This is a genomic window from Novosphingobium sediminis, assembly GCF_007991615.1.
Lineage (GTDB): Bacteria > Pseudomonadota > Alphaproteobacteria > Sphingomonadales > Sphingomonadaceae > Novosphingobium > Novosphingobium sediminis.
In genome coordinates this window covers 78,088-93,758 of the sequence record NZ_BJYR01000007.1, presented here as the reverse complement: position 1 = coordinate 93,758, position 15,671 = coordinate 78,088, and the positions used below count along the sequence as shown (strand labels likewise).

Here is a 15,671-nt window from a genome sequence, read left to right as displayed (position 1 = left end):
TTCTCACTGGATGCTGAAGCCGGGCGCAGCATCGGCGCTGGCCTGACGATTGCGGGCGGGACGGCTCGTCTTGTGCGGTGCGGCTGCCGGCGCGGGGGCGCCAAAGCCGGGCGCATCGGAGACCGGCGCATCGAGCGCGCCGACCTTCGGTCCGTTCGACTGGACAGTGCCGGACTTCTCAGTCGGCTTGGGACGATCACCGCCGGTGACGCCATCCGTTTCGACATGGCCGAGGACCTGCTGGAGCGCCGTGGCGGACTTGAAGCCGTCGGTCGGCAGTTTGATGTCGTTCGCGTCGACCGGGTTCACCAGGTAAGGCGTGACGATGATGACCAGTTCGGTCTCGCCCTTGCGGAACGAGGTCGAACGGAACAGCGAACCCAGGATCGGGATATCGCCGGCGCCGGGCATCTTGGTGATCGTGTCCTGCGAACCGTTGCGCAGCAGGCCCGCGATCATGAAGCTCTGGCCGGAGCCGAGCTCGATCGTGGTTTCGGCGCTGCGCACGGTGAGCGCGGAGACGCTGAAGTTGTTGCTGATGATCGCGCCGTCGGACGAAAGTTCGGACACTTCCGGCTTCACCCGCAGCGAGATGCGCCCGTTGGCGAGCACGGTGGGGGTGTAGGCAAGGCTGATGCCGTACTTCTTGAACTCGATCGAGGTGTTGCCGAGGCCGGTCGAGACCGGGATCGGGTACTCGCCGCCCGCGAGGAAGTTCGCGGTTTCGCCCGAAAGCGCGGTGAGGTTCGGTTCGGCAAGGCTGGTGACGAGGCCGATCGTCTCGCCAAGGTCCAGTGCCGTGAGCACGTTGAGCCCGAACAGCTTGCCCATCACCGCGAGGGTCGACTGGCCCTGCAGCGGCGTGATGTTGGTGCCGTCCTTCAGCACCAAACCCTGCGGGTTGGTGGCCGAAACCGCGGTCGGATCAAAGCCGTAGCCCTTGACGCTGGTGCCGATGCCGAGCGGGAGATTGGGATCGGTGGTGAAGGTGGAGCCAGCGGAACGGCCGGTGTTGACGCCGAACTTGGTGACATTGCCGCTGCCATCGATCGTGGTGAGGTTCGAGCCGATCTGGCGCACCAGCGAGCGGTTCACCTCGGCGAACTTCACGTGCAGGTTCACCTGAAGCGGCGTTGCCATCTTGAGGCGGCTGATCACGGTGGTCTTGCCGTCGACGAAGGCCTTGACGAGGCGCTCTGCCTCGGCGGCATCTTCGGGCGCAGCAATCGTGCCGGTCAGGAGCACGGTGTTGTTCATCGTCGAGGTGACGATGTGCGCTTCGGGCATCGCGAGCTTGAGCATCTGGTCGATGCTGTCGAGGTTGGTGCCCACGCGGACATTGGCCGACCACACCACATCGCCGTTCGCGTTGCTGGCATAGACGGTGGTCTCACCGCCCGACTTGCCGAACACGTAGAGCTGGTTGGTCGACTTGACCTGAACGTCTGCGACCGAGTCGTTCGCGACGAACACGTCGGTCATCTTGCCGGGCAGCGTGACCAGCTGGCCGCGACCGATCGAGATCGCGATGCTGCGGGCCGGGCTGGTCACCGTCTGGGCCGCGACCGGCGCGGGAGCCGAGGCGAGTGCCAGCGGAACCGCGAGAGCGACGAGCGGGAGCAGCTTGGATGCGATACGGGCCTTCATGATCTTGCCTTTCGCGGGCGCAGTTTGGGCCTTGAGTGGAGCGAGCGTGTGCATGTCAGTGATTCCCCACGCTGACTTCCTGGGTATCCTTGCCGCGGGTCACGCGGACCACCGGGCCAGGGTTCAGGAGCGAACGAGCAGCGGCGGGCATCATGCCACCGGGCATCGAGCGGGGGATCGCCGAGGTGACGGCCCGCGCCATGGCGGCAGCAGCAGCAGCCGGATCGGCGTTGTTGACGTTCTTGGGCTGGAAGCGCGAGACGTCACCGCCGGTGGCGAAGCTGTTGCCGGTCGCTTCGATCGGCTTGCCCATCGCCTGCTTGATGATCTTCTCCTCATCGGCCTTGGTGGCGCCGGCAGGGATCTTGATCTGGCCAAGCGCAATTGCCTGGTCGAGCTCGCTCGAGTTGTCGGCCAGCGAGCGCAGCGAGAGGCTGAGCGTACCGATGGTCTGCGCGACCGCGATCTTCTCGGCGATCTTGGGCGTGGCTTCCACGGTCACGGTGCTGAAGGTGCGCACGCGGGTCTTGCCTTCGACCTGCTCCTGCTCGGTCGACTGGTCGGTGGCGAGCACGCGCAGGTTGCGCAGGATGGTTTCGGCTGCCTTGAGCGGCTGGCCGATACCCTTCACCGTCTGGGTAAGAACGAGGTCGATGTGATCACCGGGGAAGACAAAGCCCGCAACGGCGGTGCGCGCGCTCACCGGAATGGTGACAGCGCGCATGCCCGGCCCGAGAGCGGCGGCAAGGAAGCCGCGGTCACCAGGCGAGACGAGGCTGCCCTGGGTGACCGGTTCGCCCGCCGTGATCGGATGGCGCACGACAGTGCCGAGGAGCTTCGACATGTCCGTCTTGTCTTCGGTGAAGTAGACGTCCTGGACGAGGTCCTTCGGCCACGGCTGGTAGCCCATGGCGTCGGCCGTGATGATCGTGCCGGCCGGCAGCGCGCGGTTGGCGACGAGCACCTTGGCACCCATCTGCACCTTCGCGGCGGCCGCTGCCTGCGGCGATGCGGCGCCCGCAAACAGGCTCCTGGCAGCAAAGGCCGTACCGATCGCCACGATCAGCGCCCCTACCAGCAGCAACAGCTTCTTCCTGTCCATGGCTACAATCCTGCCGTTAATCCGCCCGCATCATTCGGGCAAAATGGTTAAGATAGCGTCAGCCCGCCAAAGGGGCGTGAATCGCGGTCCAATCAGTCGTCGTGATGATCCAGAGCCCGGCGGTCGCGATGGCGATGCCGTAGGGGATCTTGAGCTTGTCCTTCTGGCGCCGGGCGATGTGCCACATGCCCATCGTGATCGTCAGCACGCCCCCTGCGAGCGCCATGATGACGAGCAGCTTGAGGAACAGCAGCGCAGGCATCCACAGTGCCAGAGCGGTGAGCAACTTCACGTCGCCGCCGCCCATCGCTTTCAGCGCGAAGAGCCCGGCAAGGACGAAGAAGGTAACCACGGCAAGGCCGAGCTGCAGCGCGACACCCGGCCACAGCGCAAGGCCTGACGCCCACCAGAACAGCGGTGCGCCCGCAGCGATGGCGGCGTTCAGCCAGTTGTCGATCTGGCGGCGGCGGGCATCGGTGATCGCGGCAATCGTGAGTGCGATTGCCAAGGCCCCGACCAGTCCGTAAACGATGTGAGTTCCCTGCATGAGGGGTCTCATACGGGACAATCACTTACCAAACGGTAACCAAACGGGCGCCGCAAATCCGCGCACTTGCGGACGCCGCTGCGGTCTTGTTACGGGAGTTCTTGCGTGAGTGCAGTGCTGGACGGTGCTTGCAATGTAAGGCGGGCGATACCCGCAGCCGCGCGGGAATGGCGATGGGCCTTGCCCGATGGCCATCCGCTTCGCCGCATCAGCCTCGATCCGCCTGCGGGCACCCCCACGCGCGGGTCGATCCTGTTCATGCCGGGGCGTGCCGATTTCTATGAGAAGTATCTGGAAACATTGGCAGAATGGGCTGCGGCTGGCTGGCACGTAAGCGCGGCAGACTGGCGCGGGCAGGGTGCCTCCGGGCGCATGACGGCAAACCCGCTGGTGGGCCATATCGAAGACTTTTCGATCTGGGTTGCCGATCTTGGCGCACTGTGGTCCGATTGGGTCCGCACCACCCCGGGGCCGCATGTTCTGGCGGGGCATTCGATGGGCGGGCACCTCGTCCTGCGCGCTGTCGCGGAGGGTGCGGCAAGCCCCGATGCCGTTGTACTGAGCGCGCCGATGCTTGGATTCGTTACGCCGATTCCCCCGTTTGTTCAGCATATCTATGGAAGAATCATGTGCCGGATCGGTGACCCCGAGCGCATGGCGTGGAAGGTGAGCGAGAAGCCCGGCGCACCGGGCCACGATCGCATCTCGCTGCTGACGCACGACGCCGACCGCTATTCGGACGAGCTGTGGTGGCGCGCCGAGCGTCCCGAACTGGAGATCGGCCCGGCCAGTTGGCACTGGGTCGAGCGCGCAGCGGCCTCGATTGAAACCCTACGCGCGCCGGGCGTGCTCGAAGCGGTGATGGCGCCGGTGCTGGTGCTGGCGGCCAAGAAGGATGCGCTGGTATCCTGGCCGGCGATCGAGAAGGCCGCCGAGCGCCTGCCGCGCGGCGAGCTGGTCGCGTGGGGGGCGGAAGCGCGCCACGAACTGCTGCGCGAGGCTGATCCGGTGCGGCGGCAGGTCATGTCCGCGATCACCAGTTTCCTGGACCGCGCGGTTCCGGCAAAGGCAGCCTGAGATCCATGACCGCAATCGAACACTTCGACATCGCCATCGTTGGCGCCGGGATGGCAGGCTCCAGCCTCGCCGCCGAATGCGCGCCCTACGCCCGCGTGCTGTTGATCGAGGCCGAGGACACGCCCGGCTACCACACCACTGGCCGCTCCGCCGCGTTCTGGCATGAGACGATCGGCGGACCGAAGATCTATCCGCTGACCGCGGCTTCGGGCGACTGGCTGGGCGATCACGGCTTCCTCAGCCCGCGCGGCGGCCTGCATATCGGGCGCGAGGATCACCGCGAAAAGGCTGAGGCTTTCGTCGCGGAATTCCTCGCTGCCGGTGCACGGATCGAATTGATCGGGCGGCAGCGGCTGGAAGACATCGTACCCGGACTGCGCCCGGAATGGATCATCGGCGCGTGGGAGCCGGAATGCGCCGACATCGACGTCGCCGCGATGCACCAGCATTATCTGGCCGCTGCCCGCAAGATCGGCAGTGTTCTGCGGGTTCGCGCAAGGCTGGACGCGGCGGAGCGCAGCGGCGGCGAATGGACATTGGCGTGGAACGGCGCCGCCGGGCCGGGCAGTGCGCGCGCCGCCTTGCTCGTCGACGCCGCGGGCGCATGGGCCGATCCGGTGGCCGAACTCGCCGGCGCTGCGCCGCTTGGCATCCAGCCGATGCGCCGCTCGATGGTGCAGCTCAGGGTCGATCCCGTCCCGCCTGCCGCGCTGCCGCTGACGTTGAGCTTCGACGAGGACTTCTACTTCCGCCCGCAAGGTGACCGGCTGTGGCTCTCTCCGCACGACGAGACGCCCGACGTGCCGCGCGATGCGGCGCCCGAGGAGCTCGATATCGCGATGGCGATCGACCGGATGGAGCAGGCGGTCGACTGGAAGATCCGCGCGCTGGAGCGGCGCTGGGCTGGCCTCAGGAGCTTTTCGCCCGACCGGCTGCCGGTCTACGGCTTCGACCCTGTGCGCGAGGGCCTGTTCTGGTTTGCCGGGCAGGGCGGTTTCGGCATTCAGACCGCGCCCGCTGCTGCCCGCCTTGGTGCGCAGTTGCTGCTGGGCCTGCCGCGCGATGGGATGACACAGGCGATTGACGCCGAGACCTATTCGCCCGCCCGTTTCAGCCGCTGAAGGCGCAGATTACGGACTCCCAAGACGGTAGCCGCGTGGTAAAGACGGTATAGGTAGGTTTACTAGGGAGGGTTAACGCAATGGCGCACCGTTTCGAGATCCGGAAGAACAAGGCCGGCGAATTTGTCGCCTACTTCTGCCACAACGCCGAGACGATTTTCTGGACCGAAGGCTACAAGTCTAAGGCCAGCGCGAAGAACGCGATCGAGTCGGTGCTGAAGAACGGCCCCGGCGCAGAAGTGGTCGATACCACCACCGACGACTGAGGCGTCACGCCATCAGGCCGCGATGGCCGCGTCGCTGGCGAGCTTGTCCACGCGCTCGTTTTCGGGGTGGCCGTCGTGGCCCTTCACCCATACCCATTCGATCTTGTGCGGGCGCGCAGCCGCCAGCAGCGCGCGCCACAGGTCCTCGTTCTTGACCGGCTTGTTGTCGGCCGTCTTCCAGCCCTTCTTCTGCCAGCCGAACACCCATTTGGTGATTCCGTCGAGCACATAGCGGCTGTCGGTGTGGAGCGTGACCTGGCAGGGGGCCTTCAGCGCCTCCAGCCCCTTGATCGCGCCCATCAGTTCCATGCGGTTGTTGGTCGTCTCGCGCTCGCTGCCGGAGAGTTCCTTCTCGGCCTCGCCCATGCGCAGCAGCGCGCCCCAGCCGCCTTTGCCGGGATTGCCCTTGCAAGCGCCGTCGGTGAAGATCTGGACGTGCTTCATGCGAAAATGCCCGGGTTCGATTTGTAGAAGCCGAGCCGCCGCGCCGGGCCCATCGGGTCCTTGGGCGTGACGAGTGCGTCGGCCGGCGTATTGAGCCAGTCCCACGCGCGGCTCATCGCAAAGCGCATCGCCGCGCCCTGGCCCAGCAGCGGCAGGGCGGCGCGCTCCTTGGCGCTCAAAGCGCGTACGCTTTCGTAGCCCTCTATCAGTGCAGCGGAAACGTCCGGCTGGAAGGCATCATGCCTGTCGAAGCACCACGCGACGTGGGTGACAGCAAGGTCGTAGGCGATGATGTCGTTGCAGGCGAAGTAGAAGTCGATGAGGCCGGTGACGGTGTCGCCCAGCATCAGCACGTTGTCCGGGAACAGATCGGCGTGGATGACGCCGGAAGGCAGATCGGCAGGCCAGTTGGCAGCGAGGCGCGGCAGTTCGCTTGCGACGATCCCGGCGAGTTCGGGATTGATCCGAGCCAGCCCCTCCGCACCGCAGGCTGCGGCAAGGCGCTGCCATTCGGCCACGCCCATGCCATTGGCGCGGCTTGCAGGAAAATCAGCGGCAGCAAGGTGCAGGCGCGCGAGTTCGGCGCCCACCGCGCGCGCCTGCCCGGCGGTCGGCGTGCTGACCGAAACGCCGGGAAGGTACTCGATCAACGCCAGCGCCTTGTCCCCGTTCGGGCCGTAATTGCTGACGAAGAGTTTGCCCTCGCGGTCGTGGATCGTGCGCGGCACCGGGCAGCCCTTCGCGGCGAGGTGATCGAGCAGCGAAAGGAAATAAGGCAAGTCCGCAAGCTCTATGCGGAATTCGTACATCGTGAGGATGAAGCGCGCGCCGCCCCCTGATCCTTCAGGCCCGTCCGCTCCGGTCGTCTCGAGCAGCCAGTTGCTGTTGGAGACGCCTTCGGCGATGCCCTTGGCGGAAACCAGCGTGCCGACATCGAATCGGGCGATCAGCGCGGACATCTCTTCCGCGCCGAGGTGGGTGTAAACTGCCATAGCGGGAAGCTCAGTCCATCAGCTGGCGGGGCAGTTTGAACACCATCTTCTCGACCGTGGTGGTCACGGTCTCTTCCTCCACCGCGCGCCATTCGCGCAAGCGTTCGATCACTTCGCGCACCAGCACTTCAGGCGCCGAAGCCCCGGCGGTGAGCCCGAGCGTCTCCACGTTCGCAAGCCATGCGGGGTCGATCTCGCTGCCGCGCTGGATCAGGCGGGCGGGCGTCCCTTCGCGCTCGGCCACTTCGACGAGGCGCAGCGAATTGGAACTGTTGGGCGCGCCGATCACCAGCAGCAGATCGCAGCGTTCGGCAATCGCCTTGACCGCAGCCTGCCGGTTGGAGGTGGCGTAGCAGATATCCTCGGCGCGCGGGCCGCTGATATCCGGAAAACGCGTCCGCAGCGCGGTCACGATCTCGCGCGTGTCGTCGACCGAAAGCGTCGTCTGGGTGAGGAACGCGAGCGGGGTGCCCTCGGGGAATTCGAGCGCGGTGACATCCTCCAGCGTCTCGACCAGTGTGATCGCGCCATCGGGCACCTGGCCCATCGTGCCGATCACTTCGGGGTGGCCCTTGTGGCCGACGAACAGGATGTGCCGGCCGGCCTCGACATGGCGTTCGGTCTGACGGTGGACCTTGCTTACGAGCGGGCAGGTGGCATCAAGCCAATCGAGTCCGCGTTCGGTTGCCGTGGCAGGGATCGTCTTGGGCACGCCATGCGCAGAAAACACGACCGGCGCGCCGTCCGGCACTTCGTCCAGCTCTTCGACGAAAATCGCGCCCTTTTCCTTGAGCCCGTCCACAACATAGCGGTTGTGCACGATCTCGTGCCGCACGAAGACCGGCTGGCCGAACCTGTCGAGCGCGCGCTCGACAATCTCGATTGCACGGTCGACTCCGGCGCAGAAGCCACGCGGGGCGGCAATCAGCAGCTTGAGCGGGGCAAGCCCTGCGGCGGGAGCATCGGGCGAAGCGGAAACGGTGGTGGTCATCGCGGGCGACCTTAGCAGGAGGGCGCACTCTCGCAAACCCGCCAAGAAGGGGCATGCGGCATTGCGCGCAAGGGGCACGGTGGCTAGAGGATGCGCTCTACGTTGCCCAAGGATGCCTGAATGACCTCGCCTGCCCTCCGCCATGTCAGTTTCCGGGCTTCCTTCCGGCGTATCGCCCCACTGGCCGCGTTGGCCCTGGTGGGCACGCTGGGCGCCTGCAAGGGCGGCGGCGGCGAACTCGTGGTAGACGACAGCGTCGGCGTGACGGCGCTGCGCAGCCCGTGCCCGCTGGTCGAGATTCCGGAAATGACCGGCGACATCACGCTGTTCTCCGCACCGGGGCGCACCGATGCGGCCGCGATCGACGTGACAGCTTCGATCACCAACCTGCGCAGCACCTGCGATGACGGCAAGGGCCAGACCGAGCTCAATACCGAAGCAACGTTCGATGTGTTCGCCCGCCGCACCGATACACGCGGCGCGCGCCGGGTAGTGCTGCCCTATTTCTCTGCCGTGATGCGCGGCGGCAATGTCGTGATCGCCAAGCGTCTCGGCACGATCACGCTCGATTTCGCGGACGGGCAGGAACGCGCGCAGGCCGTGGGCCGCGCCGGATCGACCGTTGATCGCAACGAAGCGACGCTCCCCGCCAACGTGCGCAAGCTGCTCACCCGGAAGCGCAAGCCCGGGCAGGCCGATGCCGCAACCGATCCGCTGGCGCTGCCCGAAGTCCGCGCTGCGCTCGCCAAGGCGAGCTTCGAGCAGGTGGTGGGCTTCCAGCTCAGCGATCAGCAATTGGCCTACAACGCTACGCGTTAGTTGGCGAATGCGCGCGCTTGGGCTAACGGCGCGCGCATGACTGACACCGCAACCGCTTCCGCTCTTCCCCTGTTCGCCGATTTTGCCGGCGTGATCGACCGTGCGCTCGATGCTCTGGTCGCCGCTGGCACGCTGCCCGCGGGTCTGGCGCGAAGCGGCGTGACGTGTGAACCGCCGCGCGAGGCGAGCCACGGCGATGTCTCGACCAACGCTGCGATGGTGCTGGCCAAGCCTGCAGGCACCAACCCGCGCGCGCTCGCGGCGCTGCTCGTGGAGGAACTGAGCAAGGAGCCGCGCGTCGCTTCGGCCGAGATCGCCGGTCCTGGCTTCATCAACTTGCGGCTGGCGGCAAGCGCGTGGCTGGGCGAATTGCATCTGATCGCGGACAAGGCGGCAGACTATGGCCGCTCCACCGTGGGCGGCGGCACGATGGTCAACGTCGAATATGTTTCGGCCAACCCGACCGGGCCGATGCACGTGGGCCACTGCCGCGGCGCGGTCGTCGGCGATGCGCTGGCCAGCCTGCTCGAGTTTGCCGGGCACCGGGTGACGCGCGAATACTACGTCAACGATGCCGGCGCGCAGGTCGATGTGCTCGCCCGCTCGGTGCACATGCGGTATCGCGAAGCGCTCGGCGAGACGATCACCATTCCGGAAGGCCTCTATCCGGGCGATTACCTCGTGCCCGTTGGTCAGGCCCTCGCCGCCGAATTCGATGACAAGTACGCCGCCGCGCCCGAGGGCGAGTGGCTGATCCTGTTCCGCACCCGCGCGGTGGCGGCGATGATGGACATGATCCGCGAAGATCTCGCGACCTTGGGCATTCATCACGACCTGTTCTCGTCCGAAGCCGAACTGCAGGCCTCGGGCAAGGTCGATGCCGCCGAGGCGTGGCTGCGCGCGCATGATCTGGTCTATGACGGCGAGCTCGAAGCGCCCAAGGGCAAGACGCCCGAGGACTGGGAACCGGTAGCGCTGCCGCTGTTCCGCTCGACGAAGTTTGGCGACGATCAGGATCGCCCGATCAAGAAGTCAAACGGTGCGTGGACCTATTTCGGCGCGGACCTCGCCTACCACTTCCAGAAGGCACAGGCGGCGGATGCGCTCGTCGATATCTGGGGCGCGGACCATGCCGGCACGGTCAAGCGGATCAGGGCTGCGGTTGCTGCGCTGACCAGCGCGGAGAGCGGGACGCCCAAGCCCTTCGAAGTCAAGCTCGTCCAGATGGTCCAGCTGTTGAAGGGTGGCCAGCCCTTCAAGATGTCGAAGCGCTCGGGCAATTTCGTCACGCTTGCCGATGTTGTCGAGATGGTCGGCAAGGATGTGGTGCGCTTCACCATGCTCACCCGCAAGCCCGATGCGCAGATGGACTTCGATTTCGACAAGGTGGTCGAAGCCTCGAAGGACAATCCGGTGTTCTACGTGCAGTATGCGCATGCCCGCATCCACTCGACGCTGCGCAAGGCGGCGGCTGAAGGTTTCGCGCCTTCGGCCGAGCATGTTGCACTGCTCGGCGAGGAGGAGCTTGGCCTCATCAAGCTCGCCGCGCAGTTCCCGCGCGTGGTCGAAAGTGCTGCGGCGGCGCGTGAACCGCACCGCGTGGCGTTCTTCCTTTATGACCTCGCGGCGGGCTTCCATGCGTACTGGAACGTAGGGAACGACCGGCCAGACAAGCGCTTCATTGTGGCACAGGATGGAGCGCTCACATCGGCGCGCCTTTTCCTCGGCCTCCAAATCGGGCAAGTGGTAAAGAACGGACTGGCCTTGTTGGGTGTAGTGGCCGCCGAGGAGCTTTGACGCGATGGTTATCAGCGGAGCCGAGGGGACCGGCGAAGGGGAAGAAAACGGCAGCCTGCCGATCAATCCGGCGGGTTGGGGCGAAGCGGCCGAGCATGCGGCCGACGAGGCGCATGGCGCTGCCGGCAGCGTGTTTGAAGGCGCGCAGGACGATCGGCTCGCGCTGGGCGACGAGGAACGCCTTCCCTGGCTCGAAAGCGCCGATGATGTCGATTTTGATGAACCGGCGGAGAGCAACAGCCGGCTGATCGGTTTTGCCGTCGTCGCCTTCCTGCTGCTCGCGGCGCTGGTCGGCGGGATCTTCTGGATTTCGCACCGCAATGCCGCGACGGCTGCTGCCGATGGCAGCCTGATCGAGGCGAACAAGGAACCCTACAAGATCGCGCCCAAGGATCCGGGCGGCAAGACGTTCCAAGGCACCGGTGATGCCAGCTTCAAGGTGAGCGAGGGCGAGAAGCCTGTCGCCAACCTTGCAGGCAGCGCGGCGCCGGCACCGGCTCCCGCCGCGCCCAAGCCCACCGCCTCGGCAGCGGCACCGGCTGGGCCGGCTTCGGGCGTGGGTGTGCAGGTCGGTGCGTTCTCGACCGCGGCATCCGCCGAAACGGCGTGGTCGAAGCTGGTCACCGCGCACGAAGCGCTTTCGGGCCTTTCGCACCGTGTGGTGGAGGGCAAGGCCGACATGGCGACGGTGTTCCGCCTGCAAGCCGTAGCGGGTGATTTCGCCGCGGCGAATGCGCTCTGCGCCAAGTTGCAGGCCGGCGGGCTGAAGTGTCAGGTGAAGCGCTGAGGCAGGCTGTCAAAGCGCTTTTCCCCCACGATCCACAGCGCCAAAGCTTGCGCGCGAACGCCGATTGCGCAAACCCTTGGCCATGCTCCCGGCAATCTTCGGGCTTTCGGGCCTCACTCTCAGCGATGACGAGCGCGCATTCTTCCGCGATGCCGATCCGGCGGGCTACATCCTGTTCGGCCGCAACGTGGAAAGCCGCCAGCAGCTTCGCGCGCTGACCGATGAGTTGCGCGCGCTGCATGGCCGCGAACGGACGTTTATCTGTATCGATCAGGAAGGCGGCCGCGTCGCGCGCATGAAACCGCCGGTCTGGGCGGCCTATCCGCCCGGCGCTGCGTTCGACAAGCTCTATGACGTTGCGCCGATCAGCGCGATCGAAGCGGCGCGCGCGCATGCCGAAGCGCTCGGGCTCGATCTCGCAGAGGCCGGCATCAGCGTCGATTGCCTGCCGCTGCTCGATGTGCGGCAGGAAGGCGCGCACGATGTGATCGGCGACCGCGCGCTGGGGCACGAACCGCTGCGCGTGGCGGCGCTGGGCCGCGCCATGCTGGAGGGGCTGGCCCGCGCCGAGGTTGTGGGCGTGGTGAAGCACATGCCGGGCCACGGCCGCGCCGGGGTGGACAGCCACAAGGAACTGCCCACCGTTACCGAGAGCGATGCGGACCTCGAAACCGACATCGCGCCGTTCCGCTCGCTCAAGGATAGCCTGATCGCGATGACCGGCCATGTGCGCTACATGGCGTGGGACGAGGAGAACCCGGCAACGCTTTCCGCCACGGTGATCCGCGACGTGATCCGCACCCGCATCGGCTTCGATGGCCTGCTGCTGACCGACGATCTCGACATGCAGGCGCTTGGCGGCGCGGTGCCTGACCGGGCGGCGCGCGCGCAGGCGGCGGGTTGCGACATTGCGCTCAATTGCTGGGCGAAGATGGACGACATGGTGGGGATCGCCAAGGCGCTCGCCCCGATGTCGGCGGAAACCGCAGCGCGGCTGGAGCGTGCGCTGGCGGCGACCGGCGATTTCAGCGCTCCGATCGATCTCGCGCGGCAGGCCGAACGTACTGCGGTTCGCGACAGGTTGCTGGCGCTGGCGGCATGATGGAGGAAGCGGCCGTCGCACCGCTCGAAGCGGACGATTGGGACGAGACCCCGCTCGATGTGCCGCCCGAGGCGGCCGAAACACTCACCCTCGCGATCGACGGCTGGGAAGGGCCACTGCACCTGCTGCTCGATCTGGCGCGGCGGCAGAAGGTTGATCTGCGCAAGATCTCGATTCTCGCGCTGGTCGATCAATACCTCGAATTCGTGGAGCGCGCCGGGGCGCAGCGGCTGGAACTCGCGGCGGATTACCTCGTGATGGCGGCGTGGCTGGCATGGCTCAAGTCGTTGCTGCTGCTGCCGCGTGATCCCGAAGTGCAGCCGAGCCCCGAGGAACTGGCGCTGCGCCTTCAGCTCAGGCTCCAGCGACTCGGTGCGATGCGCGAGGCTGGCGCCCGGCTGATGGCGCGGGACCGACTGGGCCGCGATGTCTTTGCGCGCGGCGCGCCGGAAGGGCTGCGGACCCTGCGGCAAGTGCGCTGGCACTGCGATCTCTTCGCGTTGATGCAGGCTTATGGCCATGTCCAGCACCGCAATCGCCCGGTGGTCCACATGGTCCGCGCGCGGCCGGTGATGACGCTGGAGGCCGCAATTGCCCGCGTCGAGGCACTGATCGGCGTGGCGATTGATTGGACAGCGCTCACCAGCTTCCTCCCGCAGCAGGAGGCCGGGGCCGATCCGCGGCTGGCGCGCTCTGCGCTTGCTTCAAGCTTCGTGGCTGCGCTCGAACTTGCCAAGCAGGGCAAGGTCGAACTGGCGCAGGAGGCTACTTTCGCGCCGCTGATGCTGCGCCGGACGGCGGCATGAACGAGGTCGAGCGCGCGGTCGAGGCGGCGCTGTTCGCCGCCGAAGCGCCGATGACGGCGGAGGAATTGTCGCGCCATCTCGGCGGGGCCGATGTCGCCGAAGCGCTGGAAACGCTTGCCGCGCACTATGCCGGGCGCGGTGTGGAACTCGTGACGCGCGGGGATCGCTGGCATTTCCAGACGGCTCCCGATCTCGCCCACCTGCTGCGGCGTGAGCGTGAGGACGTGCGCCGCCTTTCCCGCGCGGCGACCGAGGCGCTGGCGATTATCGCCTATCACGAACCCGTCAGCCGCGCCGAGATCGAAGCGATCCGCGGGGTGCAGACGGCGAAGGGCACGCTCGACGTGCTGATGGAAGCTGGCTGGATCAAGGTGGCCGGTCGGCGCGAAGGGCCGGGGCGGCCGACGATCTACTCAACCACGCCCGAGTTTCTCGCGCATTTCGGCCTCGAATCGCGGCGCGATCTGCCGGGTATCGAAGAACTGCGCGCGGCGGGCCTGCTCGACCCGGTCGAGGCGGTATTTGCCGGAGAACCCGACGTTGAACCGGACGAAGCGGCGGTTAGTGCATCCGAGCTTGACGAATCTGCGTGAGGTTGCTGGCAGTTTCGCACGAGATGTCCTATCTGAAGGGGCATAAAGGAGAATTCCAATGGGCGGTCTGTCCCTTCCGCATCTGATCATTCTGGCGCTGGTTGTCCTCATCCTGTTCGGTCGTGGCCGGATTTCCGAGATGATGGGCGATTTCGGCAAGGGTATCAAAAGCTTCAAGCAGGGCATGAACGAGGGTGCCGATACGCCGCTCGTCCAGCCGCCGGTGCAGATCCAGCAGCAGCCGGTTGCTCCCGCTCAGCCCGCCCAGCAGACCGAGCAGACCGGCTCCGGCCCCTCCGCCTGAATCGCTGACGCTGCCACTCCCGCTTAGGGCCTGAAACGATGTTCGGCATTGCGCCAGACGAGATGCTGCTCGTCGTGATCGTGGCGATCATCGTCATCGGTCCCAAGGATCTGCCGCTCGCGCTGCGCACGGCAGGGCGCTGGATCGGCAAGATTCGCCGCATTTCCGGGCACTTCCGCACGGGCATCGAAACCATGATCCGCGAGGCGGAGATGGAGGAGATGGAGCGCAAGTGGAAGGAACAGAACGCGGCGATCATGGCGGCCCATCCGTCTCCGGATCCCGCTGCGGGCCAGATTGCAGAGGCCGCTACTGACCAGAACGATCCGCCGCCCCAGGGGCAGCCGCTGATGACGGCGATCCCCGCGCCGATCGATCCAGAGATCGCGGCAGTCGCGCCCACCGAATCCGTGGGCGAAATGCTGCCCATTTCCGATCGCCCGGCCCGCGCGCGTGGCCCTGCAGAGGGCGCGGCTTGATGGTCAGCGATATCGACGAGACTCAGGCCCCGCTGCTCGATCATCTGCTGGAACTGCGCACACGCCTGCTGCGCTGCGTCTACGCGCTGGCACTTGCCTTTGTCGGCTGCTTCTATTTTGCCAACCGGATCCTCGATATCCTCGTCCATCCGCTGGCGCTCGCCTTCCCTACCGGGCAGGGGAAACTGATCTACACCAAGCTCTATTCGGCGTTTTTCGTCGATCTCAAGGTCTCGCTGTTCGCGGCCTTCTTCGTGAGCTTCCCGGTCATTGCCAACCAGCTCTGGGCGTTCATCGCACCGGGTCTCTATGCGCGCGAGAAGAAGGCTTTCCTGCCGTTCCTCGTCGCAACGCCGATCCTCTTCGCGATGGGGGCAAGCCTTGCCTACTTCGTGGTGATGCCCACGGCTTTCCGCTGGTTCATTGCCTTCCAGGGGCAGCGCGGCGGCCTCCAGCTCGAAGCGCTGCCGGGGATCGAGGAATACCTCAGCCTCGTGATGCAGTTCATCTTCGCGTTCGGGATCAGCTTCCTGCTTCCCGTGCTGCTGATGCTGCTCAACCGCGCCGGGATCGTGACGCGCGCGCAGCTCGTTGCCGCACGGCGCTACGTGATTGTCGGCATTACCGCGCTCGCCGCCGTGATCACCCCGCCCGACGTGCTGAGCCAGCTCATGCTGGCCATTCCGCTGATGATCCTGTTCGAAGGCACGCTCATCGTGATGCGCTTTGCCGAAAAGCGGGACGCAGAAGAAAAGGCCAAGGCTACAGCGGAAGCCTGATAGCCGGGGGCTTCAGGC

18 protein-coding genes are annotated in these 15,671 nt (G+C 66.2%); 12 read left to right on the top strand and 6 right to left on the bottom strand.

Annotated features, from left to right (window positions below):
- Positions 1-3: 3 nt before the first annotated feature.
- From NSE01_RS05080 to NSE01_RS05070, 3 genes are read right to left on the bottom strand one after another with little or no spacing between them, the layout of a single operon-like run.
- Positions 4-1,701: a type II and III secretion system protein family protein gene (locus NSE01_RS05080; protein WP_246135042.1), complete on the bottom strand. Its 1,698-nt coding sequence runs from the start codon at positions 1,699-1,701 to the stop codon at positions 4-6.
- 1 nt (position 1,702) lies between these two features.
- Positions 1,703-2,749 carry a Flp pilus assembly protein CpaB gene (cpaB, locus tag NSE01_RS05075; RefSeq protein WP_147158553.1) on the bottom strand — a complete coding sequence of 349 codons (1,047 nt, stop codon included), beginning with the start codon at positions 2,747-2,749 and terminating at the stop codon, positions 1,703-1,705.
- 58 nt (positions 2,750-2,807) lie between these two features.
- Entirely contained in the window at positions 2,808-3,296 is a 489-nt protein-coding gene (locus NSE01_RS05070) for an A24 family peptidase (protein WP_147158552.1), read from the bottom strand.
- A 105-nt stretch (positions 3,297-3,401) separates the two neighbouring features.
- Here NSE01_RS05070 and NSE01_RS05065 point away from each other — a divergent pair, with 105 nt between their 5' ends.
- From NSE01_RS05065 to NSE01_RS05055, 3 genes are all read left to right on the top strand, one after another.
- The gene (locus NSE01_RS05065) at positions 3,402-4,373 is read left to right on the top strand and encodes an alpha/beta fold hydrolase (RefSeq protein ID WP_246135041.1); all 972 of its coding nucleotides are present in this window, start codon (positions 3,402-3,404) and stop codon (positions 4,371-4,373) included.
- A gap of 5 nt (positions 4,374-4,378) precedes the next feature.
- Positions 4,379-5,494: an NAD(P)/FAD-dependent oxidoreductase gene (locus NSE01_RS05060; RefSeq protein WP_147158551.1), complete on the top strand. Its 1,116-nt coding sequence runs from the start codon at positions 4,379-4,381 to the stop codon at positions 5,492-5,494.
- Between the two features lie 80 nt (positions 5,495-5,574).
- Positions 5,575-5,760: a YegP family protein gene (locus NSE01_RS05055; RefSeq protein WP_054123838.1), complete on the top strand. Its 186-nt coding sequence runs from the start codon at positions 5,575-5,577 to the stop codon at positions 5,758-5,760.
- A 12-nt stretch (positions 5,761-5,772) separates the two neighbouring features.
- Here NSE01_RS05055 and rnhA read toward each other — a convergent pair whose 3' ends face one another.
- From rnhA to ispH, 3 genes are read right to left on the bottom strand one after another with little or no spacing between them, the layout of a single operon-like run.
- A complete protein-coding gene (rnhA, locus tag NSE01_RS05050; protein WP_147158550.1) occupies positions 5,773-6,204 on the bottom strand; it encodes a ribonuclease HI in 432 nt (143 codons plus the stop codon).
- On the bottom strand, positions 6,201-7,196 hold the full coding sequence (gene thrB, locus NSE01_RS05045; RefSeq protein WP_147158549.1) for a homoserine kinase: 996 nt from the start codon (positions 7,194-7,196) through the stop codon (positions 6,201-6,203). Before thrB ends, rnhA begins: the two co-directional genes overlap by 4 nt.
- A 10-nt stretch (positions 7,197-7,206) precedes the next feature.
- The gene (gene ispH / locus NSE01_RS05040) at positions 7,207-8,187 is read right to left on the bottom strand and encodes a 4-hydroxy-3-methylbut-2-enyl diphosphate reductase (RefSeq protein WP_147158548.1); all 981 of its coding nucleotides are present in this window, start codon (positions 8,185-8,187) and stop codon (positions 7,207-7,209) included.
- A 120-nt stretch (positions 8,188-8,307) separates the two neighbouring features.
- On the opposite strand from ispH, the gene NSE01_RS05035 reads away from it, so the two are divergent.
- The 9 genes from NSE01_RS05035 (at position 8,308) to tatC (ending at position 15,653) form a co-directional block, all read left to right on the top strand.
- A complete protein-coding gene (locus NSE01_RS05035; protein ID WP_147158547.1) occupies positions 8,308-9,006 on the top strand; it encodes a hypothetical protein in 699 nt (232 codons plus the stop codon).
- A gap of 36 nt (positions 9,007-9,042) precedes the next feature.
- A complete protein-coding gene (gene argS / locus NSE01_RS05030; protein WP_147158546.1) occupies positions 9,043-10,803 on the top strand; it encodes an arginine--tRNA ligase in 1,761 nt (586 codons plus the stop codon).
- A gap of 4 nt (positions 10,804-10,807) precedes the next feature.
- The gene (locus tag NSE01_RS05025; protein WP_147158545.1) at positions 10,808-11,590 is read left to right on the top strand and encodes an SPOR domain-containing protein; all 783 of its coding nucleotides are present in this window, start codon (positions 10,808-10,810) and stop codon (positions 11,588-11,590) included.
- Positions 11,591-11,672: 82 nt separating this feature from the next.
- Positions 11,673-12,692 (top strand): beta-N-acetylhexosaminidase, encoded by a 1,020-nt coding sequence (gene nagZ / locus NSE01_RS05020; protein ID WP_147158544.1) that lies wholly within the window; start codon positions 11,673-11,675, stop codon positions 12,690-12,692.
- Positions 12,689-13,498, top strand: coding sequence for a segregation and condensation protein A (locus NSE01_RS05015; protein WP_147158543.1), 810 nt, complete (start codon positions 12,689-12,691; stop codon positions 13,496-13,498). Before nagZ ends, NSE01_RS05015 begins: the two co-directional genes overlap by 4 nt.
- Positions 13,495-14,091 (top strand): SMC-Scp complex subunit ScpB, encoded by a 597-nt coding sequence (gene scpB / locus NSE01_RS05010; RefSeq protein WP_147158542.1) that lies wholly within the window; start codon positions 13,495-13,497, stop codon positions 14,089-14,091. The genes NSE01_RS05015 and scpB overlap by 4 nt, the downstream gene beginning before the upstream one ends.
- Positions 14,092-14,149: 58 nt before the next feature.
- Positions 14,150-14,395: a twin-arginine translocase TatA/TatE family subunit gene (tatA, locus tag NSE01_RS05005; protein WP_147158541.1), complete on the top strand. Its 246-nt coding sequence runs from the start codon at positions 14,150-14,152 to the stop codon at positions 14,393-14,395.
- Between the two features lie 38 nt (positions 14,396-14,433).
- Entirely contained in the window at positions 14,434-14,874 is a 441-nt protein-coding gene (gene tatB / locus NSE01_RS05000) for a Sec-independent protein translocase protein TatB (RefSeq protein ID WP_147158540.1), read from the top strand.
- The gene (gene tatC / locus NSE01_RS04995) at positions 14,874-15,653 is read left to right on the top strand and encodes a twin-arginine translocase subunit TatC (protein WP_147158539.1); all 780 of its coding nucleotides are present in this window, start codon (positions 14,874-14,876) and stop codon (positions 15,651-15,653) included. Before tatB ends, tatC begins: the two co-directional genes overlap by 1 nt.
- The last annotated feature ends 18 nt before the right edge of the window (positions 15,654-15,671 follow it).